Source organism: Catenulispora sp. GAS73 (assembly GCF_041262085.1).
Taxonomy (GTDB): Bacteria; Actinomycetota; Actinomycetes; order Streptomycetales; family Catenulisporaceae; genus Catenulispora.
Window position 1 is genome coordinate 1 of the sequence record NZ_JBGCCM010000012.1, and the last position, 19,385, is coordinate 19,385.

Sequence of the window (19,385 nt, forward strand, 5' to 3'; positions counted from 1 at the left end):
CCCGCCGCTGCGGTTCTCGGAACCGCCGCGGTTGTCGCGGTCGAAGCTGCGGCCCTGTGCGCCATCGCGGTCGCCGAACGAGCGCCGCTCGCCGCCGAACCCGCCGCTGCGACCCTCGGTGCCGCGGCTGTCCCGGTTGAAGCCGCCAGTGCGGCCCTGCGCGCCATCGCGGTCGCCGAAGGACCGACGCTCGCCGCTGAACCCGCCGCTGCGGTTCTCGGAACCGCCGCGGTTGTCTCGGCTGAAGCCGCCGGTGCGGCCCTGCGAGCCGTCGCGGTCGCCGAACGACCGCCGCTCGCCGCCGAACCCGCCCCGGCCCTCGGAGCCGCGCTCGCCGCCGCCGAAGCCGCGGCTGTCGCGGTGCCCGCGGTCGAAGCGGTCCCGGTCCTGCCGGAACTCGCTGCGTCCGGGGCGGAAGCCCTCGCGGCCGCCGCGGAAACCGTCGCGGCTGTCGCGCCCCTCGCGGCGGTCGTCGCCGCCCAGGCGGGCCTCGCGCGCCGCGCGGCGGGCCGCGTGGTAGGCGTCAGCCTCGGCGACATACTCCGCCACCGGGCGGCCGCCGGTCAGTTCGCGCAGCTCCGCGGAGCTCGGGGTCACCTTCGTCAGCTCGGCGTCGATGCCGGCCGACTCCAGCAGGCGCACCGTGCTCTTGCGCTGCTTGGGCAGGACCAGCGTGACGACCGTGCCGCTCTCGCCGGCGCGGGCCGTGCGGCCGGCGCGGTGCAGGTAGTCCTTGGGGTCGCCGGCCGGGTCGACGTGCAGGACCAGGTCGATGCCGTCGACGTGGATGCCGCGGGCGGCGACGTCGGTGGCGACCAGGACCGGGACGCGGCCGTCCTTGAAGTCCGCCAGGGTCTTGGTGCGGGCGCGCTGGGTCATGCCGCCGTGCAGGGCCAGCGCGGAGACGCCGGCCTCGCGGATCTTCTCGGCGATGCGGTCCGCGCCGAGCTTGGTGCGGGCGAACAGGATGGTGCGCCGGCCGTCGTCGTCGCCCGGCGTGTGCCGGGCCGCGATCTCGGCGGTGACCAGGGCCTTGTCCGCGGGCTCCACGATCAGCAGGTGGTGGTCCATCTGCGCGGAGTCGTCGCTGTCCGGGGTGACCGAGTGCAGGACCGGGTCGGTCATGTACTGGCGGACCAGCTCGTCCACGGCGCCGTCCAGCGTCGCGCTGAACAACAGGCGCTGGCCGGTCGGGTCGGTCTGCGACAGCAGCTCCGAGACGATCGGCATGAAGCCCATGTCGGCCATCTGGTCGGCCTCGTCCAGGATGGCGATCTCGACCTCGGACAGGTCGCACTCGCCCTGCTCGATCAGGTCGGTGAGCCGGCCCGGGGTGGCCACCAGCACCTCGACGCCGCGGCGCAGCGCGAACACCTGCTTGTACATCGGCGCGCCGCCGTAGACCGAGGCGATGTCCGCGCCCACGGCGAAGCCGTACGGCTGCAGCGCGTCGCTGACCTGCATCGCCAGCTCGCGGGTCGGCACCAGGACCAGGGCCAGCGGCTTGCCCTTGCGGGCCCGCTTGCCCTTCAGGTTCGCCAGCGCGGCCAGGCCGAAGGCCAGGGTCTTGCCGGAGCCGGTGCGGGCCTTGCCCAGCACGTGCCGGCCGGCCAGGGCGTCCGGGATGGTCGCGGCCTGGATCGGGAAGGTGGTCTGCACGCCGTTCTCGGCGAGCTTCTTCACCAGTTCCTCGGGCAGGCCCAGTTCGGTGAACGCGACCGGCTCGGAGCCGGCGGCGTCGGTGTCGACGGTCTCGGCGTCGTCGAAGCCCTCGGCCTCGTCGTCGTCCTCGTCGTGGTCTTCGGTCTCGTCGAGGTCCGCGACCTCGTCGGTCTCAAGGTCGATCTCAAGATCGTCGGTCTCAAGAGCCTCGCTCTCCAGGACCTCGTCGGTCTCCAGAGCAAGAGTCTCGTCGATGTCAGCGCTTTCGCGCACGACATCATTCTCAGGGGTGATTGCAGACATGGCTGATAAAGCCCTTCTGAAAACGGACACGTTCTCAGGGGCGTGCGAGCACATGGATTGCGCCGCAGCGGTACTACAGAACGGTCACTAAGGCGGCCTGGCTCCAGTTTTGGATGACCAGGTAGGCGATAGCCGCGCCTGAAGTGGCTGGGCGGGAAACGTCGTTCCCGGGCCACTGCGTTCTGCGTCACATGACGGAAGCCGGTTTCCGACCGGCTTCTAAGGTGACCTGTCCCGCGCAGCGTTCGCTTGGATTTCGATCCATGGTAGCGGGCAGGGTCTCGATTCCAAGAATCGCGCAGGTCAGCTGTGTCAAGAGCGCGGTCAGGCGTGCCGGTTGGGGTCCTTCAGCTCGGCCGGCGCAGGGCCGTTCAGCGGGTCCACCCGCACCAGGTGGCCCCACCAGATGAGCCGGTACGTCGAAGCCCACTCCGGCGTGCACGTCGTCAGCGTGATGTAGCGGCCGGGCTTGGTGAACGGCCCGCCCTTGGGGATCGGCGCGATCGTCCCGATGTTGGTCGGGTCGGTCTGCGGCAGCTCCTTGTCGAGCGCGTAGACGAACCAGCCGTGTGTGGTCTCCACGACGACGTGGTCGCCGGTTCGCAGCTGGTTGATGTACCGGAACGGCTCGCCGTACGTCCGCCGGTGCGCCGCCACGGCGAAGTTCCCGGTCGGGTCCCACGGCATCGCGGTGGCCGGCGTCGTGTAGTGCCCGACGGCGCCCTTGTCGAGCACCTTCTCCTTGTCCACGCCCTGCATCACCGGGATGTCGTCCTTCCCGATGGCCGGGATGGTCATCAGCGCGAAGCCCTCACTCGGCGCGAACGTCGACTTCGGCGCCCCGCTGGGCCCGGCCGGCTTCAGCTGCTGCTGGATCTGGTTGGCCTCGGCGTTGGCGGCCTTGTGCGCCTCGACGTTCGTCCACCACAGCGTGTAGACGACATAGAGCGCCATCACCGCGCCGAGCGTGATGAGCACCTCACCGATGCTGGACAGAAGTACCAACTTGCGCTGCGCCTGCCGCGCGACCCGTGCCGAGCCGCGCGCCGACCGAGGACGTTCGGGCTCGGATTCGGTCTGGGACGCCGGGTATCCGTCCTCACCGGGGAACCCAGACGGAGGCGGCGGAGTGAGGACGATCTTCGGGATGTACTCCGTCTGCGCCTCCGCGGGGGAGGGGAAGTCGGTGATCCGCGGGATGTACTCCGTCGGCGCCTCGTCGCCATTCATGCCGGACACGTTAGGGGAGAAACCTCTGGGTTCCTGCGGGCCCCGGTGGCTTTGCGGCATGGGCCACAACTTAGCGGACGATCATTCTTCCGGTGGGCTGTATCCCGAATGCCGCGGACCACTGGGAGCCTCCCATTCCGCCTCCGGTTTTCCGGCCGCAGCCTTGGGCTGACGCCGCCTCTGCCACAGCACGTACCCGCCACCAGCGAGGATCACGACGAACCCGATCAACAGGATCGGGCTGAAGCCCCCGGACCCACCGCCGCTGCCCGCCGCCGCGTGTGACCCGTTCGAGGGACTCGTGGGAAAGACCGGCTTGGTCGGCCAGATGTTGGCGGTGTCGGTGGTGCCCGGCGCAGAGGTCTGAGGTGTCTGCGTGGCCGAAGAAGATCCGGTGGCAGCCGTTGAGGAATTCGACGACGGAGCGCCGGAAGCCCCGGACGCCGCGCTCGTCGGGGCCGACCGCGTGCTCGGCGAGGCGCCGGTCCGCGGCGGCTGGTTGACCGGGAACAACGCGTCGAACCCGGGCAGGGACTCGGGATCGACCGGCGGACTCGTACTCACCGCCTGCACGGGTTGGATGACCCCGTACCCCAACCGGGCGTCGTGCCTGGCCCCGGACGCCCCGTAGATCGAACCGGCCATCTGCGCGACGACCTGGCGCGCCGGCCAGTCGCCGTGGTCGGCGCGCAGGATCGCGGCCAGTGCGGCGACGTAACCGGCGGCGGTCGAGGTGTCGTTGCCGAACGCCGCCAACGTCATCTGATCGCCCCAGGCGGACGACGGCTGCGCGGTCTTGGTCACCTGCGCGGAGGCCACATTCACGACTCCCTGCGGACGCTGGGTCATCGGGCCCCCGGTGTCCCCGGCCGCCGCGATCACGAGCGCCTGACCGGCGATCGACGCGGGATCGACCGAGGTGTCGGCGACGACCACGATCGCCCCGCTCGCCGAGCCCGACGCCACGGTCGCGTCCGGGGCCAGTGCGCTGATCGCGCAAGCCGCCTCGACGACGCGGTCCGGCGCCCCGACCACGCCGATGGTGACGCCGCTTCCCTTGGTGCCCGCCGCGTCCCACAGGCGCGAGGCCTGGAGATCGAAGCCTGGATCAGGGCACGAAGCCGCGGACGCGCGCGTCGGCGCCTGCGCCACCACGAAACCGGCGAGCAGCGCCGCGCACCCGAGGGCGGCCAGAGTCCTTCTCAGCACATGGTGACGCTACCCGAACCCGGGCCGCCTCAACGGTGTGCCGGGCCGTCCCTTGGCCGGGAGGTCGGCGGTTTCGGCGGTCAGAGCGGTTTCGAGGCATCAGACCTCGCGTTCTCAAGCCCCGTTATGCCGCCCCGACCAAGTCCACGCGTACCCCGGATCCTCAGAAGCCACGCCGCCCTCGCCGATCTCCAGCGGCCGGAAGGTGTCCACCATGACCGCGAGCTCGTCGAAGAACTCCGCGCCGATCGAGCGCTCCGCGGCGCCCGGCTGGGGGCCGTGTGTCAGGCCGGAGGGGTGCAGGGAGATCGAGCCCTGGCCGATGCCGGAGCCGCGGCGGGCCTCGTAGTTTCCGCCGGTGTAGAACAGCACCTCGTCGGAGTCGACGTTGTGGTGGTTGTAGGGCACCGGGATCGACAGCGGGTTGTAGTCCACCTTGCGGGGCACGAAGGAGCAGATCACGAAGTTCGGGCCCTCGAAGGTCTGGTGCACCGGCGGCGGCTGGTGGACGCGGCCGGTGATGGGCTCGAAGTCGGCGATGTTGAAGGCGTACGGGTACAGGCAGCCGTCCCAGCCGACCACGTCGAAGGGGTGGTGCGCGTACGTCAGCCGGGTGCCGCCGGCGCGGTGCCGGACCAGCACCTCCACGTCCGACCCCTCGGCCAGCAGCGGCTCGCTCGGGCCGCGCAGGTCCCGCTCGCAGTACGGCGAGGACTCCAGGAACTGCCCCTTGGCCGACAGGTAGCGCTTCGGCGGGCCGATGTGTCCGGTCGCCTCGATCACGAACAGCCGCAGCGGTTCGCCGGAGCCCGCGGCGGGGACCCAGCGGTGGATCGTGGACGTCGGCAGGATCACGTAGTCGCCCTGGCCGACCGCCAGCGCGCCGAACGACGTCTCCACGACGCCGGACCCGGACTCCACGTACACGCACTCGTCGCCTATGGCGTTCCGGTACAGGGGAGAGGCTTCCGTGGCCGCGACGTACGACAGGCGCACGTCCCCGTTGCCCAGCAACAGATGCCGACCGGTCACGGCGTCCAGCCCCGAGCCGTCCAGCTTGTGGGTCAGGAAGTGCCGGGGCTTCAGCGGCCGGTTCGCGACCGCCCCGGAGATCGGCCCCGGCGGCTCCCACTCCGCGGAGTCGACGATCGCCGTGGGCAGCCCGACGTGGTACAGCAGCGCGGAGTCGGAGGAGAAGCCCTCGACGCCCATCAGCTCCTCGGAGTACAGCGCGCCGTCCGGCCGGCGGAACTGGGTGTGGCGCTTGTGCGGGATCTCGCCCACGGCGCGGTAGTAGGGCATCGCCGCCGTCCCCTTCACTGTGTCAGCCGCTCCGGGCTGGAATGTGTTCGATAATCGGACGTTACTGTCCGCTCTCTTCGACCATGGGCTACCGTGGCGGTCATGTCAACCGCCGACCCCGGCGCCCTCGGCGTCCTGTTCGCAGAGCTGATCGACGACGCGGCGCTGTTCCCGCCCGGCGACGCCCCGATGCCCGAGGCGGTGCCCGCGCACCTGGCCTACGACGCGGGCGTTCACAGCGGCATGCTCGGCCGCTTCCTGTGCCCGGTCTCCAAGCTCGCCGACCTGAAACCGCTGCTCGACGAGGACGCGGGCCTGCGTCTCGGCCTGATCGCCGACACCGGCGTGGACGGTCTGCTGGCGGCTTTCGCAGAGCTCGAAGACGACGACCGGCTGATCCTGGAGACCGCGGAGATCCGCCATCCGGGCGAGCGCCTGGACGAGCTGGAGCGGCGGCTGCCCTACGGCGTCGAGGCCTACATCGAGATCGCACCCGCCGACATGCGCTCCCTGCTCCCGACGGTGACCGGCCGCGAGCTGCTGCACGCCAAGCTGCGCACCGGCGGGCTGACCGCCGAGGCGTTCCCGACCCCGCTGGCCGTCGCCGAGTTCCTGGTCGGCTGCGCGGATCTGGAGCTCGGGCTGAAGTGCACGGCCGGGCTGCACAACGCGATCCGGCACACCGACGCCGGGACCGGGTTCACGCACCACGGCTTCCTGAACGTCCTGCTGGCCGCCGAGCGCGCGAGCGACGGCGCGGAGATCGAGGACGTGGCGGCGGTCCTGGCCGTCACGGACGGCGCCGACCTGGCGGAACGTGTCAAAGCTCTGACGGTCGAGGACACGGCCCGGACCCGGGATCTGTTCCACGGCTTCGGCTCCTGTAGTTTCCAAGAGCCGATCGACGACTTGTCAAAGCTCGGTCTGCTGCCCACTGAGTAGAAGGACTGCAAGGACGGTTATGACACAGCCCACCTGGGTCCCGCTCCCGGACCCGACCGACTTCCCGGTCGAGAACCTGCCCTACGGCGTCGCGACCCACGGTGAGCGGCCGGCGCACGTGGTGACCCGGATCGGGGACTTCGTCGTCAGCCTCGGCGCGCTGGCGGCGGCCAGCCTGCTGGACGGCACGATCGAGGAGCCGGCGGCGTACTTCGCGATCGGCACGCTGAACCCCTTCATGGCGCTCGGCGCGCCGGCGTGGGCGGCGGTGCGGGAGCGGCTCACCGAGCTGTTCACCGACCCCGAGCGCCGCAAGGCGGTCGAGCCGCTGCTGGTGCCGCTCACCGACGTGGTGCTCTACCTGCCGTTCCAGGTGGCGGACTACGTGGACTTCTACTCCTCCGAGGACCACGCCACCAACCTCGGCCGCATCTTCCGGCCGGACAGCGAACCCCTGCTGCCGAACTGGAAGCACCTGCCGATCGGCTACCACGGCCGCTCCGGCACCGTCGTGCCCTCCGGCACCCCGATCGTGCGGCCCTCCGGCCAGCGCAAGGCCCCGACCGACGAGGAGCCGCGGTTCGGGCCGAGCGTGCGCCTGGACATCGAGGCCGAGGTCGGCTTCGTGGTCGGCACACCCTCGCCGCTCGGCGGCGGGGTGCACGTGGAGGAGTTCCAGGACCACGTCTTCGGCGTCGTGCTGGTCAACGACTGGTCCGCGCGCGACATCCAGGCCTGGGAGTACGTCCCGCTGGGGCCGTTCCTGGGCAAGTCCTTCGCGACCTCCATCTCCCCGTGGGTGGTGCCGCTGGCGGCGCTGCAGGACGCGCGCGTCGCGCCGCCGTACCAGGACCCGGTCCCGCTGCCGTACCTGCAGGGCGAGACCTGGGGCTACAACATCCACCTGGACGTCAAGCTCAACGGCCACACGGTCTCCACCCCGCCGTTCGCCGGCCTGTACTGGACCCCGGCCCAGCAGCTGGCGCACATGACCGTCAACGGTGCGAGCCTGCGCACCGGCGACTTCTACGCCTCCGGCACGGTCTCCGGCCCCCTGCCCGAACAGCGCGGCTCCTTCATCGAGCTGACCTGGAACGGCACCGAACCCCTGGCCCTGGCCGACGGCTCGACCCGCACGTTCCTGGTGGACGGCGACACCGTCGCGATCGGCGGCGTCGCGCCGGGCCCGAACGGGACGCGGATCGGGTTCGGCGAGGTCGTCGGGACGATCCAGTCGGCGGTGCGGCAGCCGGAGTTGTAGGCGCTGCTCGCAGTGGTCGGTGGATGACAGGGACAGAACCTAGGGCGAATGTCTCTATCCACAGCTTGGTGATCCTCCCCTTACGCTCGGCCGCGTAACGCACCTCTCGGGCAAAGGGGAAATCATGGAACTGACACGGCTTCGGCTGGCCGGCGCATGCGGGCTGGCGGGTGTGGTGGCCTTCGGGGCAGCGGCGTGCGCGAGTTCGGCGACGAGCCCGCCGGGCACGCCGGGCACGCCGGGCGCACCGGGTACGCCGGTCGGGGGGACGTCGAGTGTGTCCTCCACGGCCGCCGCCTCGTCGGCTGCGACCGCGTCCTCGGCGTCCGACTCGGCCTCGGCTGAGGCATCCAGCGCGTCGGCGTTGGCTTCCTCGGCTTCGTCGTCCGCCTCGTCGGCTGGCGCACTGCCGAAGAGCGGCAACGGCGACCGCCAAAAGGTCGTCGAGACCATGGCCGCCGTCGCGCCCTCCGGCCTGCCGGTGCACCGGACCGCCGACTTCGGTTCCAAGTCCCGCGTCTACCAGGCGATCGCCGCGAACTACCGTCCGCAGCTGCTCGACCTCAATGCGACCGGCTATGGGGACGCCGAATCCGCTGCGAGCACCTACATCGTCGTCCTCGGCCAGCTGAGGCGGCCGGTGCCGCCGCTTCCGGACGTCGTCGACGGCACGCTCACCGCGCTCGGGGCGACGGGGATCGTCCCGCAGCAGTCGTTCGACGCGCACGCCGCGGCGTCCTCGCTGGTGATGAGCTGCGGGGTGCTGCCCGACAAGTACAACTTGTGCGTGTGGACCGGCGGGACCAACGGCGACCTGTTCCTCGGCGCCGTCGAGACGCCGGCCGCGATGAGCCTGTCGGACAGCGCGCAGTTCGCGCAGAGCGTCTTCGGCTACGTGGCGCCCTGAGCGACGTAGTGAAGCAACGCGGCCAGGCTTCGTGAGGCCTCAGGCGTCACGCGTCAGCCGTCGCCCGGCTCTATCAGGTTCCTGCGAAGCTCCGCTATCTGCTCCGCGGTCAACCCGTGCGCCAGCAGATACTCCTCCACCGAGCCGTGCGCGGCGCGCATCCGCTCCAGCGTCGCCAGGATCAGCTCCGGCGGGCAGGCCAGCGCCAGGCCGTTCAGCCGCTGGCCGAGGCCCGTGGAGGCCTGCAGCTGCTCGACGGCCTGGGTGAACTCCTCGGCCAGGTAGGCGCTGGTGAGGTGGTAGTCCTCGGCTATCACCGCGTCCGGGACGCCGAGCAGCGACAGCACCACCGCGACCACCACGCCGGTGCGGTCCTTGCCGGCCGAGCAGTGCACGAGGACCGGCTGCGCCTCCGGGGCCGCCACGTGGCCGACGGCGGTGGCCAGGACCGTGCCGCAGGCGTCGACCATGTGGTCGTAGACCGACTTCAGGTCGTCGGGGGCCCGGCCGAAGGAGTCGCCGCTGAAGCGGAAGACCGGCAGGCGGAGCACGGAGATGCCGGTGCCCTCCAGCGCGTCGGGGGACAGCCGGGCCTCGAAGTCCTCGCGGAGGTCCACCACGGTGCGGACCGGCAGGCCGGCCAGGGTGGCGCGGGCCGCGTCGTCGAGGCGGTGCAGCGCGTCGCCGCGCAGCAGCCGGCCGGCGCGTACGGTGCCGCCGAGGGCCGGGTAGCCGCCGACGTCCCGGACGTTGAAGGTGCCGGCCAACGGGATGCGGCGGTCGGTACGGGGAACGACCGCGGGCTCGTCGTTCCCCTCCGAAGGTGTGGTCACGCGCACACGCTACCCGCGCCACGCTTCGCCCCACTGGCACCCCCTGACGAAGACCCGGTTGCCGCAAGGTATCCTGACCCTTACCGCGTTAGGCCTTCGACCACGTCAGGGGGCTTGGGTGCCGAGGAGCTGGCGACCTGCCAAGAACCGGAAGCGCGAGCACGCCGCTTCCCCCGATGGGCTGCGCTCGGAAGGGCTCCTGGATCCGCTCGACCGGCTGGTCACCGCGGGTTTCGCGGTGGTCCCGGCCGCCGCCCCGCGCGAGGGCTCGTGCAGCTGCGACCGCCTGGGATGCCCCGAGCCGGCTGCGCATCCGCTGTCCCGCGCGTGGCAGGTCGAGGCCAGCACCGACCCCGAACGCCTGGCGCTGTGGCGCGTCCGGCACCCGGAGGCGAACTACGTCACGCCGACCGGTAAGACCCACTCCGTCCTGGACGTCCCGGAACAGGCCGGTGCCGACGCCCTGCGCCGCATCCTGGTCGCCGGCACCGCCCCCGGCCCGGTCGCCGAGGTGGACGGCCGCTACCTGTTCTTCACCGCGCCGCGTACGAACCCTGACACCGACGACGTCGACGAGGACGAGTGGTGGTCCAGCTCCCTGGACTGCCGCCCGGAGACCCTGCAGGAGCACCCCGGTCTGCGCTGGCACGACCGCGGCAGCTACGTCTTCGTGCCGCCGTCGGTGAGCATGTCCGGCCACACGGCGCGCTGGGTGTACTGGCCCGCCGACGGCACGCCGCTGCCCGACGCGGTGGTGGTGCTGGAGGTGCTGGCCGACGTGCTCGCGGAGTTCTCGGCGGCCTGAGGGCGGTCCAGCGCCGTCTGTGCACGGCCTGAGCGCGACTTGAGGTTCGAGGACCACCGTCACCGGCGACCCTCGCAGGTCACTCCCCGCTAGGCAGCGTCAGCACCTCGACGCCGTCGTTCGTCACCACCATGGTGTGCTCGAACTGCGCGGTCCGCTTCCGGTCCCGCGTCACGGCCGTCCACTTGTCGGCCCACATCTCGTAGTCGGCGGTCCCCAGCGTCAGCATCGGCTCGATGGTGAACGTCATTCCCGGCCGCATCACCAGCGTGGCGTGCGGGTCGTCGTAGTGCGGGATGATCAGGCCGGTGTGGAAGGCCGTGGAGATGCCGTGTCCGGTGAAGTCGCGGACCACGCCGTAGCCGAAGCGCTTGGCGTAGCTCTCGATCACCCGGCCGATGACGTTGATCGGGCGGCCCGGCCGGACCGCCTTGATCGCCCGGTCCAGCGCCTCGCGCGTGCGCTCCACCAGCAGGTGCGACTCCTCGTCGACGGTGCCGACCTCGAAGGTGGCGTTCGTGTCGCCGTGCACGCCGCCGATGTAGGCGGTGATGTCCACGTTCACGATGTCGCCGTCCTCCAGCACCGTGGTGTCCGGGATGCCGTGGCAGATCACCTCGTTGACCGAGGTGCACATCGACTTCGGGTAGCCCTTGTAGCCCAGCGTGGAGGGGTAGGCGCGGTGGTCCAGCAGGTACTCGTGCCCGATGCGGTCCAGCTCGTCGGTGGTGACGCCGGGCTTGGCCGCCTTGCCGGTCTCCACCAGCGCGTCGGCGGCGATCCGGGAGGCCACCCGCATCTTCTCGATCGTCTCGGCGTCCTGCACCTCACCGCCGGTGTACGGCTTGGGTCCCTTGCGTCCGACGTACTCCGGTCGCTTGATCGACGCCGGGACGGGCAGAGTGGGAGAGACGGTGCCGGGTACGAGTGTCGCCATAGTCAGACAGTCTAGGCACCCGGTGACAGCAGGGAGAGTGCGATGCGCTGGACCAAGAAGGGCGAGCCGCCGGACGACGACGGCTGGTACTACTGCGTGAAGCACGGCCTGGTCGAGCCGGCGGGCGCCTGCGCCGCCAAGGACCGCCTCGGGCCGTACGCGACCCAGGAGGAGGCCGAACACGCCTTGCAACGCGTGCAGGAGCGCAACGAGGCGTGGAAGAAGGCGGACGAGGCCGCGGACGCTGACAGCTAGCGATGAGCCCGGACACCCGCGTGGTGTCCGGGCTCACCACTGGTCCACAGCCGCTACAGCGCCTTCACCTCGTCGGCCGACAGCGCCCGGCCGAACACCTGCACGTCCGAGATGTACCCCTTGAAGGGGTTCGACGCGAACTTCCCGTACCAGCTCCGTCCGATCGCGAACGGCCCGGTCGCGGCGTACGGCGCCGACCCGGTCTTGACCGGCCCGCCCTGCGGCACGCCGTTGACGAAGAACGCGATCGTCCCGGCCTGCGCGTCGTAGACCCCGGTCAGCTTGACCCAAGTGTTCATCGGCGTCGGGGCGGTCGCGCCGGCGTTGACCGTCTTGGGGTTGGCGCTGTCGGCCTCCGACCGGACGAACGACCAGGTCTTGGACTCCGTCGAATAGCTGAACGTGAACGCGAAGCACTGCGGCCCGTCCTGGCTGAACGCGGCGGCGAACTTCGTGGGCGTGCTGAGCCCGGTCTGGTCGACCCACATCGAGACCGTGAAGCTCTTCGTGGTGTCGATCGCCGGGCCCCTGGTCTGGATCTGGCCGCCCTTGATCTGGTTCGCCGCGCCGCTGAACTCCGCCGACCCGCCGTGCGCGGTCGAGAAACCGGCGGCGCCGGACAGTGCGCCGACGTGGTTCCTGCCCGAGCCGTCCGCGGCCGTGGTGCTGCCGACCTTGTCGTTCAGGCGCCAGCGCAGCACGTCCGGCGCGGGCGCGGCGACCGGCTTCGACGACGACGGCGTGCTGCTCGGCACGTTCTGCCCGCCGCGGCTGGACGACGGGGACCCCGAGCCGCTGATGTTCTGGCCGCCCGGGCCGGTCGCGCCGGTGGAGGCGGCCGCCCGCGCCGAGCTGGGGGCCGTCGGGGACGCGGGTCCCGGCTGCTTCTTGCCGCCACCGCCGGCGGCGAACGCGATCGCTCCGGCGGCGACACCGGCCACCGCGAGCGCCGAGGCCCCGATGAACAGGGCCCTGCGACGCTTGTCGGTCCCGCCCGAGGGCGGTGCTCCGGTCGGTCCGGCCGGTCCCGGCGGGCCGAACGGGCCGCTCGGGGCGCCGGGTCCCATCGGGCCGCCGAACTGGTTGCCCGGCTCGGGCGCCATCCCGGGAACCGCGCGGAATCCGCTGGCCGACAGGTCCGTGCCGCCCTGCTGCCCGACCGCCTGGTAGGCGCCGGTCGCGGCGAGCGGAAAGGACGTCATCGGCGGCGGTGCCTGCGGTGCGGCCCGCATCGGCGGCGGTTCCGGCGGCCGGACGGCCGCGTACGCGCCGGTCGCCGCGAGCGGGAACGACGTCATCGAACCCTGTGATTCCCCCGGCGATCCCCACTGCGGCCGACCCTGCGCCTGGCCTTGCGGCCCACCCTGCTGCGCCCCGTTCGGCCCCCCGAAACCGTTGCCCTGCCAAGCATCGCCCGGCGGCGGCCCGCCGGAATCCCCCGATGTATCCGGCGGCACGCCCCACGGCGGCACACTCCGGTCCCCGTTGTCCATGTCAACCCCCTGTTCGGACCCGTAAAGGCCTTCGATCATAGGGAGGGCTCAGCGTGGGCCGCCAGCCTTTCGGCCCGGACCGCGACGGCGTGCGTGTCGGTGCGCGCGTCGTAGCGCCGGAACCCGGGCAGCCACGCCGCGAGCCCCACCACCGCCCCGACGCAGGCCACGCCGCCGAACCCGACCGAGAACACCGGGCCCCGCAACGCCGCCATCGACCCGGCCCGCACCTGCCCCAGAATCGGTCCGGTGGAGAACGACAGCATCTCGATCCCGGCCAGCCGGCCGCGCAGCGCGTCCGGGATGGTCTGGTTCCAGATCGACATCCGGAACACTCCGCTCACCGCGTCCGCCGCGCCGGCGGCGGCCAGGCAGGCCAGCACGATCCACACCTGCTGGGTCGCCGCGACCAGTGCGATCGCCGCGCCCCACGCGCCGGCCGCGTAGATCACCGCCAGGCCGTGCCGGTGGACGTGCTTCGTCCAGCCGCTGGTGATCGAGACCAGTGCCGAGCCGACCGCGGGCGCGGCGTACAGCAGTCCCAGGGACCACGAGGCGTGCAGGTGGTCGGCGAGGAACGGGAACAGCGCGGTCGGCATCGCGAAGGCCATCGCCGCGATGTCCACGACGTACGTCCCGATCAGCTCCTGACGGCTGCGCGCGTAACGCCATCCGGCGGCTATCCCGCGCAGGCTGGCTTGCTCGGCGTCCTCGCCCTGGGGCGACGGTTTGAGCCGCAGGAGGAAGCCGACGGAGATCACGAACGTCGCCGCGTCCACCAGGTAGGAGACCGTCGGCCCCGTCGTCGCGACCAGGACGCCGCCCACCGCCGGCCCCGCGATCTGCGTGAACGATCCCAGCATCCACTGCAACGCCCCGGCGGGCACCACCAGGTCCGGCGGCACGATGCGCGGCACGATCGCCTCCTGCGAGGGCCGCTGCAGGCCGTTCGCCGCCGCGAACGCGGCCGTCAGCGCGTAGATCGGCCACAGCGCCGGATGCGGCAGCAGCGCGTTCAGCAGGAGCAGCACCGCCAACAGCGCCGCGGCGGCCTCGGTCGCCACCACCATCTTGCGCCGGTCCATCGCGTCGGCCAGCGCGCCGCCCCACAGCCCGCACACCACCAGCGGCACCAGCTCGGTGGCGCCGAGCAGGCCGACCGCGAGCGCGGATCCGGTGAGTTCCTTGATCTGGAAGGGGACCGCGACATAGGTGAGGAAGGAGCCGAAACCCGAGATCACCGACGAGGCGGTGAGGAACCGATAGTCGCGCGACACCCGCAGCGGCGTCAGGTCGACACTCAGCTCGCGCCATCGACGACGCCGGGGCGTGCGGGCCTGTGGGGGCGCGCCGCCGGACGCCGCGGGTTCTCCGGTCACGCGGCCGATTGTTCGGGCCGGTGCCCACGCTCCGCAAACGACTTTCCACTCGTGTGAGCCGAGTCACGGGTGGGTCGCGCGGGTGCTCGCGGCCCCTTAACAAGGGATGCGCGGCGTGAGACGATCAGCCTCGTCCGGGTACGCCGTTTCGGCGCCTCGAGTCGTCTCTTCAAGGAGAAGCCAGCATGTCCGCTGAAAGCAGCGCCACGCAGGAATCCGCAGTATCTCCAGCATCCGCAGCCACCTCGCCGAAGCTCTCGCTGTACGGCGGGACCGGCACGGGGCGCCGGGTCACCGTCCGGGACCTGGCCAAGGCCAAGCGCGAGGGCGAGAAGTGGGCCATGCTCACCGCCTACGACGCCCTCACGGCCGGCGTCTTCGACGAGGCCGGGATCCCGGTCCTGCTCGTCGGGGACTCGGCGGGCAACAACCACCTCGGCTACGAGAACACCGTGCCGGTGACCGTCGACCAGCTGGTCATGCTCTCCGGCGCCGTGGTGCGCGGCACCAAGCGCGCCATGGTGATCGGCGACCTGCCGTTCGGGTCCTACCAGTCCTCGCCCGCGCAGGCCCTGGAGACCGCGGCGCGGTTCATGAAGGAGTCCGGGGTCGGCGCGGTGAAGCTCGAAGGCGGCCGCCGCGTGCTGCCGCAGGTCGACGCGCTGGTGCAGGCCGGCGTGCCGGTGATGGCGCACATCGGCCTGACCCCGCAGTCGGTGAACGTCCTGGGCGGCTACCGGATAGCGGGACGCGGCGACGAGGAGGCCGAGAAGCTGATCTCGGACGCCAAGGCGCTCCAGCACGCCGGCGCCTTCGCGATCGTGCTGGAACTGGTGCCGGCCGAGCTGGCCGCCCGGGTCTCCGCCGAGATCGACATCCCCACCGTGGGCATCGGCGCCGGGGCCGGCACCGACGCGCAGGTCCTGGTCTGGACCGACATGGCGGGCCTGACGCCCGGCGGCGTGCCGAAGTTCGTCAAGCAGTACGCGGACATGCGCGCGCTGCTCGGCGACGCGGCGCGGGCCTTCGCGAGCGACGTGGTGCACGGTGCGTACCCGGACGAGTCGCACTCGTACCACTGAGCCCTGATCCTCACTGAACATCCCGGTCCGGGTGTCCTGGCGGCGCCCGGACCGGCAGTATGAATGCCATGGATGCCGAGCAGACCACCTTCCTCCGTGAACTCGTCAGCGGCACCCCGTGGTTCGGCGAATGTCGCGGCTTCGCCCGCAGCCTCCGCCGCGCCCCGCGTAGCCCGGGCGGCCTGCTGCTGGTCGGCACCCCGGAAGAGGAACCCTGGCACCTCGCCGCGCACCTGGACACCGAAGCCGGTCTGGCGAATCTGCCGCAGCTCGTACCGACGCTGGTGCGCCACCAGGTCCCCGACGGCGCGCCCCCGCACCTGGCGGTCCCGCTGGCCCGCCTGGAACAGGCCCGCAAAGGCGAGGCGGTCTTCATCGTGGCCCCCGACGACCCCGGCGCGCCGCTGCTGGAGCGCGTCGACGACGCCCGCCGGCGCGGGGCGGCGATCCTGACTCTCGCAGAGGACGAAGAAACCTCCAGCGAACTGCTGACCATCTCGCACGACGCGCTTCTGGTGCCGGAGAACGGGATCGTGCCCGGCTTCGACGCCGCGCAGCACCTGCTCGCCGCGACGGCGGGGGAGGGCGACGGCCGCCGGGGCGGCCGGGGGAACCGGGGGAGCGGTCCGCGGCTCGGGTTCCGCGACCGGCTGACCGCGCTGATCGACCAGGTTTCCGGCGGGTCTGCGGACACGTATCGGTAGTTCGGTAGATCGGCAGAGATCGTCCTGGAACCGCAGCCGCTTCTCGAACCACCCGGCGCGCAGCGAAGCGGTGTCGTGCAGCAGACGGAAGCGTTTCAGAGCCTGTTCGTGGCTCTCGTGCAACGCCAGCACCGCGACGATCCCCGCGCGCAGCACGTCCCAGACGTCTGATTCGGCGGGCTGCTCGCCGATCGTGTCCACCAGCACCTGCCCGAAGCGCTGCTGGTTGCCGCCGAGCAGGTCTTCCTTGGTGCCGAAGTAGCGGAACAGCGTGCGCTGGGAGACGCCTGCCTCGCGGGCGAATGCAGACACCAGCAGCTCTGATCACCGGCGGCACCAGCGGCATCGGCAAGGCCACCGCCGAACTGCTCCAATCCCGCGGCTATCGCGTCATGGTCACTGGCCTCGACGGCGTTCCCGCCGCCGGACTCCCCGACGGCGGCCTGGGCGTCCGCTCCGGCGCCTGACCAGCCCCCGCGCGTCCCGCGGAATTCAATACGGAACGGTTGCGTTTCGATAAGCCCCGGCGTACAGTCGCCGCAGGAAATCGATACGGGTGCGTTCCGTATCTGATCCGCGCCGATCGAGGGGATAGGGGAACATGGATCGGGAGACCCTGCAGAGGCGCCGGTGGGCGATCCTCGGCGTACTCATCTTCAGCTTGCTCGTGGTCGTGCTGGACAACACGATCCTGAACGTCGCCCTGAAGATCATCTCGCAGCCCAAGAACGATCCGCACCAGCCGGGTCTGGGGGCTTCGCAGTCGGATCTGGAATGGGCGATCAACTCCTACACGCTGGTCTTCGCCGGCCTGCTGTTCACCTTCGGGATCGTCGGTGACCGGTTCGGGCGCAAGAAGATCCTGATGGCCGGCATGGTCGGGTTCGGCATCTCCTCGGTGCTGTGCGCGTACGCCGGCAGCCCCGGAGCGCTGATCATCACCCGGGCCGCGATGGGCTTCTTCGGCGCCGCGATCATGCCGGCCACGCTGGCCATCATCGCCAACGTCTTCGAGCCCAAGGAGCAGCCGAAGGCGATCGGCATCTGGGCCGGCGGCGTGGGCCTGGGCGTGGCCATCGGCCCGGTGCTCGGCGGTCTGCTGCTGGACCACTTCTGGTGGGGCTCGGTCTTCCTGATCAACGTGCCGGTCATCATCGTGGCGCTGATCGCGATGTCGTTCCTGGTGCCGGACTCGAAGAACCCCAAGCCGGGCAAGCTGGACCCGTTGGGCGTGGTCCTGTCGATGGGCGGGATCGTGGTGTTCGTCTACGGCATCATCCGCGGCGGCGACCTGGGCTGGTCCAACCCGCAGATCTGGGGCACCCTGGCCGGCGGCATCGTGCTCAGCGCGCTGTTCGTGTTCTGGGAGCTGCGCTCCGATCACCCGGCGCTGGACGTGCGGCTGTTCCGCAGCTCGCGGCCGTTCTCCGCCTCGATCATCCTGATCGCGATGTCCTTCTTCGCGATGATGGGCGTGCTGTTCTTCCTGTCCTTCTACCTGCAGTCGGTGCTGGGCTACAGCCCGCTGAAGGCCGGTCTGTTCCTGACGCCGTTCGCGGTGGCGCAGCTGATCTTCTCGCCGATGTCGGCGCGGCTGGTGCAGCGCTTCGGGGCCCGCGCGGTGTCCACCTTCGGCATGGTGACCATCGGTGTCACGTTCCTGATGTACCAGTTCGTGACCCAGACCTCGGCGGCCTGGCTGCTGCTGCTGATCTTCTTCCTGCAGGGCATGGGCATGGCGAACGTGATGCCGCCGGCGACCACGACGATCATGACCTCGCTGCCCCGGGAGAAGGCCGGCGTCGGCTCCTCGGTGAGCAACACCGTGCGGCAGGTCGGCGGCGCGCTGGGCGTCGCGGTGCTGGGCACCCTGCTCACCACGGCATACCGCAGCCGGATGGAGGGCCCGCTGAAGACCGTGGTCCCGAACCCCTCCGCGCTGCACAACATCGACGGCTCGATCCAGGCCACCAAGGGCGCCGGCGAGCACCTGCCCGCGCTGGTCCGCTTCTACCCGCAGGCCGACGCGGCGTTCATCCACGCGATGCACATGACCGTGACGATCTCGGCCGTCGTGGCCTTCCTCGCCGCGATCGTGTCGCTGGCCTGGCTGCCGCGCAAGCAGGCCGGCGCCGCGGCCGGTCCGCAGCGGGGTGCGCAGTCCGGCACCGACGCCGCCGCGGCCGAAGCCGCCGGAGTGGCCTGAGCGGGACCTGGAACACAGCACGGCAGGACATGACCCGACCCGCCGCGACGCCCGATCATGGGCGTCCGGCGGTCGGCCGGCGGGCCGGTTCGCGAGCCGCCGGGGTGCCGTTTCTCCCGTGTTGTCCCCATCGGCCCCGCATCGAGGAGATGATGGAACGCTATGACGATGATCCATGACGGCCCCCGCCCCGACGAGCGCCATCCCGGGCACGTGGACGGCGCCTGCGACGACCCGGCCTGCGCCGGCGTGCGGGACGGCCGCCGCCGGCCCGGCCGGCCGCGCAGCGAGGCCGCCGAGCGGGCCATCCTGGACGCGGTCCTGGGGCTGCTCAGCGAGGGAGTGCCGTACGGCGCGCTGTCCATGGAGCAGGTCGCGACCCGGGCCGGGGTCGGCAAGGCCACCGTCTACCGGCGCTGGCCGAACAAGGAGAGCCTGGTCGTCGACTCGATGGCCACGCTGTGGCAGGAGTGCCCGCCGCCGGACCTGAGCGACGACCGCTCGACCCGCGAGCGGATCGTCGAGTACCTGGACACCATGGTCGAGATCATGCACGAGGACATGGCCGGGCTGGTGTTCGCCTCGGTGATGGCCGCCGCGCAGCTGCACCCTGAGCTGGTGCAGAAGTATCAGCAGGTGGCGATCGAGCCGCGGCGCGAGCAGCTTCGCATGATCCTGCGACACGGCATCGCCGCCGGGGAGCTGCGCGCGGATCTGGACGTGGAGCTCGGCGTGCGGATGTTCGCCGGGCCGATCGTGCACACCATGAAGGCCGAGCATCCGGGCCGGCCGGTGGACGACGCGTTCGTCAGGGCGTTGGTGGACACACTTCTGGAAGGTATCGGCGCGCGCTGAGGGCACGCGCTGAGACGGTG

At 71.3% G+C, this 19,385-nt stretch carries 17 protein-coding genes and 2 pseudogenes; 10 read left to right on the top strand and 9 right to left on the bottom strand.

What is annotated here, in order from left to right; translation table 11 throughout:
- The 4 genes from ABH935_RS19165 to ABH935_RS19180 all read right to left on the bottom strand — a co-directional run.
- Positions 1-1,935: DEAD/DEAH box helicase (locus ABH935_RS19165; protein ID WP_370379269.1), on the bottom strand; the 1,935-nt coding region annotated here is incomplete at its 3' end.
- 354 nt (positions 1,936-2,289) lie between these two features.
- Entirely contained in the window at positions 2,290-3,195 is a 906-nt protein-coding gene (locus tag ABH935_RS19170) for a class E sortase (protein WP_370379270.1), read from the bottom strand.
- 81 nt (positions 3,196-3,276) lie between these two features.
- Positions 3,277-4,404 carry a hypothetical protein gene (locus tag ABH935_RS19175; RefSeq protein ID WP_370379271.1) on the bottom strand — a complete coding sequence of 376 codons (1,128 nt, stop codon included), beginning with the start codon at positions 4,402-4,404 and terminating at the stop codon, positions 3,277-3,279.
- A gap of 114 nt (positions 4,405-4,518) precedes the next feature.
- Positions 4,519-5,706, bottom strand: a complete 1,188-nt coding sequence (locus ABH935_RS19180) for a homogentisate 1,2-dioxygenase (RefSeq protein WP_370379272.1) — start codon at positions 5,704-5,706, stop codon at positions 4,519-4,521.
- A gap of 102 nt (positions 5,707-5,808) precedes the next feature.
- On the opposite strand from ABH935_RS19180, the gene ABH935_RS19185 reads away from it, so the two are divergent.
- The 3 genes from ABH935_RS19185 (at position 5,809) to ABH935_RS19195 (ending at position 8,816) form a co-directional block, all read left to right on the top strand.
- Positions 5,809-6,648 (top strand): hypothetical protein, encoded by an 840-nt coding sequence (locus ABH935_RS19185; protein ID WP_370379273.1) that lies wholly within the window; start codon positions 5,809-5,811, stop codon positions 6,646-6,648.
- Positions 6,649-6,667: 19 nt separating this feature from the next.
- Positions 6,668-7,909, top strand: a complete 1,242-nt coding sequence (gene fahA, locus ABH935_RS19190; RefSeq protein ID WP_370379274.1) for a fumarylacetoacetase — start codon at positions 6,668-6,670, stop codon at positions 7,907-7,909.
- Between the two features lie 124 nt (positions 7,910-8,033).
- Positions 8,034-8,816 carry a hypothetical protein gene (locus ABH935_RS19195; protein ID WP_370379275.1) on the top strand — a complete coding sequence of 261 codons (783 nt, stop codon included), beginning with the start codon at positions 8,034-8,036 and terminating at the stop codon, positions 8,814-8,816.
- A 53-nt stretch (positions 8,817-8,869) separates the two neighbouring features.
- Here ABH935_RS19195 and ABH935_RS19200 read toward each other — a convergent pair whose 3' ends face one another.
- Positions 8,870-9,649, bottom strand: a complete 780-nt coding sequence (locus ABH935_RS19200; RefSeq protein WP_370379276.1) for a tyrosine-protein phosphatase — start codon at positions 9,647-9,649, stop codon at positions 8,870-8,872.
- A gap of 118 nt (positions 9,650-9,767) precedes the next feature.
- Here ABH935_RS19200 and ABH935_RS19205 point away from each other — a divergent pair, with 118 nt between their 5' ends.
- A complete protein-coding gene (locus ABH935_RS19205; protein ID WP_370379277.1) occupies positions 9,768-10,454 on the top strand; it encodes a bifunctional DNA primase/polymerase in 687 nt (228 codons plus the stop codon).
- 79 nt (positions 10,455-10,533) lie between these two features.
- Here the strand turns inward: ABH935_RS19205 and map are convergent, their stop codons facing one another.
- Positions 10,534-11,391 carry a type I methionyl aminopeptidase gene (map, locus tag ABH935_RS19210; RefSeq protein WP_370379278.1) on the bottom strand — a complete coding sequence of 286 codons (858 nt, stop codon included), beginning with the start codon at positions 11,389-11,391 and terminating at the stop codon, positions 10,534-10,536.
- Positions 11,392-11,433: 42 nt separating this feature from the next.
- Between map and ABH935_RS19215 the strand changes: the two genes are divergently transcribed.
- The gene (locus ABH935_RS19215; RefSeq protein ID WP_370348801.1) at positions 11,434-11,646 is read left to right on the top strand and encodes a hypothetical protein; all 213 of its coding nucleotides are present in this window, start codon (positions 11,434-11,436) and stop codon (positions 11,644-11,646) included.
- Positions 11,647-11,699: 53 nt separating this feature from the next.
- Here ABH935_RS19215 and ABH935_RS19220 read toward each other — a convergent pair whose 3' ends face one another.
- Together ABH935_RS19220 and ABH935_RS19225 are read right to left on the bottom strand one after the other, a co-directional pair.
- The gene (locus ABH935_RS19220; protein ID WP_370379279.1) at positions 11,700-13,139 is read right to left on the bottom strand and encodes a LamG-like jellyroll fold domain-containing protein; all 1,440 of its coding nucleotides are present in this window, start codon (positions 13,137-13,139) and stop codon (positions 11,700-11,702) included.
- 35 nt (positions 13,140-13,174) lie between these two features.
- Positions 13,175-14,518: an MFS transporter gene (locus ABH935_RS19225; protein WP_370379280.1), complete on the bottom strand. Its 1,344-nt coding sequence runs from the start codon at positions 14,516-14,518 to the stop codon at positions 13,175-13,177.
- A gap of 185 nt (positions 14,519-14,703) precedes the next feature.
- Between ABH935_RS19225 and panB the strand changes: the two genes are divergently transcribed.
- Together panB and ABH935_RS19235 are read left to right on the top strand one after the other, a co-directional pair.
- Entirely contained in the window at positions 14,704-15,600 is an 897-nt protein-coding gene (gene panB, locus ABH935_RS19230) for a 3-methyl-2-oxobutanoate hydroxymethyltransferase (protein ID WP_370379281.1), read from the top strand.
- A 68-nt stretch (positions 15,601-15,668) separates the two neighbouring features.
- Positions 15,669-16,304, top strand: a complete 636-nt coding sequence (locus ABH935_RS19235) for a hypothetical protein (RefSeq protein WP_370379282.1) — start codon at positions 15,669-15,671, stop codon at positions 16,302-16,304.
- 267 nt (positions 16,305-16,571) lie between these two features.
- Here ABH935_RS19235 and ABH935_RS19240 read toward each other — a convergent pair.
- Positions 16,572-16,616, bottom strand: a pseudogene (locus ABH935_RS19240) (hypothetical protein); the annotation flags it as partial.
- On the opposite strand from ABH935_RS19240, the pseudogene ABH935_RS19245 reads away from it, so the two are divergent.
- The 3 genes and pseudogenes from ABH935_RS19245 to ABH935_RS19255 form a co-directional block, all read left to right on the top strand.
- Positions 16,607-16,714, top strand: a pseudogene (locus tag ABH935_RS19245) (SDR family NAD(P)-dependent oxidoreductase); the annotation flags it as partial. The pseudogenes ABH935_RS19240 and ABH935_RS19245 overlap by 10 nt on opposite strands.
- A gap of 191 nt (positions 16,715-16,905) precedes the next feature.
- Positions 16,906-18,510, top strand: coding sequence for a DHA2 family efflux MFS transporter permease subunit (locus ABH935_RS19250; RefSeq protein WP_370379283.1), 1,605 nt, complete (start codon positions 16,906-16,908; stop codon positions 18,508-18,510).
- A 162-nt stretch (positions 18,511-18,672) separates the two neighbouring features.
- Entirely contained in the window at positions 18,673-19,365 is a 693-nt protein-coding gene (locus tag ABH935_RS19255; RefSeq protein WP_370379284.1) for a TetR/AcrR family transcriptional regulator, read from the top strand.
- Positions 19,366-19,385 lie beyond the last annotated feature (20 nt).

Bases quoted from the DNA above. Each gene is read 5' to 3' on its own strand.
- ABH935_RS19180 (WP_370379272.1), bottom strand. From the start codon at position 5,706: ATGCCCTACTACCGCGCCGTGGGCGAGATCCCGCACAAGCGCCACACC.
- ABH935_RS19185 (WP_370379273.1), top strand. From the start codon at position 5,809: ATGTCAACCGCCGACCCCGGCGCCCTCGGCGTCCTGTTCGCAGAGCTG.
- ABH935_RS19235 (WP_370379282.1), top strand. From the start codon at position 15,669: ATGGATGCCGAGCAGACCACCTTCCTCCGTGAACTCGTCAGCGGCACC.
- panB (WP_370379281.1), top strand. From the start codon at position 14,704: ATGTCCGCTGAAAGCAGCGCCACGCAGGAATCCGCAGTATCTCCAGCA.
- ABH935_RS19215 (WP_370348801.1), top strand. From the start codon at position 11,434: ATGCGCTGGACCAAGAAGGGCGAGCCGCCGGACGACGACGGCTGGTAC.
- ABH935_RS19170 (WP_370379270.1), bottom strand. From the start codon at position 3,195: ATGAATGGCGACGAGGCGCCGACGGAGTACATCCCGCGGATCACCGAC.
- fahA (WP_370379274.1), top strand. From the start codon at position 6,668: ATGACACAGCCCACCTGGGTCCCGCTCCCGGACCCGACCGACTTCCCG.
- ABH935_RS19255 (WP_370379284.1), top strand. From the start codon at position 18,673: ATGACGATGATCCATGACGGCCCCCGCCCCGACGAGCGCCATCCCGGG.
- ABH935_RS19195 (WP_370379275.1), top strand. From the start codon at position 8,034: ATGGAACTGACACGGCTTCGGCTGGCCGGCGCATGCGGGCTGGCGGGT.
- map (WP_370379278.1), bottom strand. From the start codon at position 11,391: ATGGCGACACTCGTACCCGGCACCGTCTCTCCCACTCTGCCCGTCCCG.
- ABH935_RS19220 (WP_370379279.1), bottom strand. From the start codon at position 13,139: ATGGACAACGGGGACCGGAGTGTGCCGCCGTGGGGCGTGCCGCCGGAT.
- ABH935_RS19250 (WP_370379283.1), top strand. From the start codon at position 16,906: ATGGATCGGGAGACCCTGCAGAGGCGCCGGTGGGCGATCCTCGGCGTA.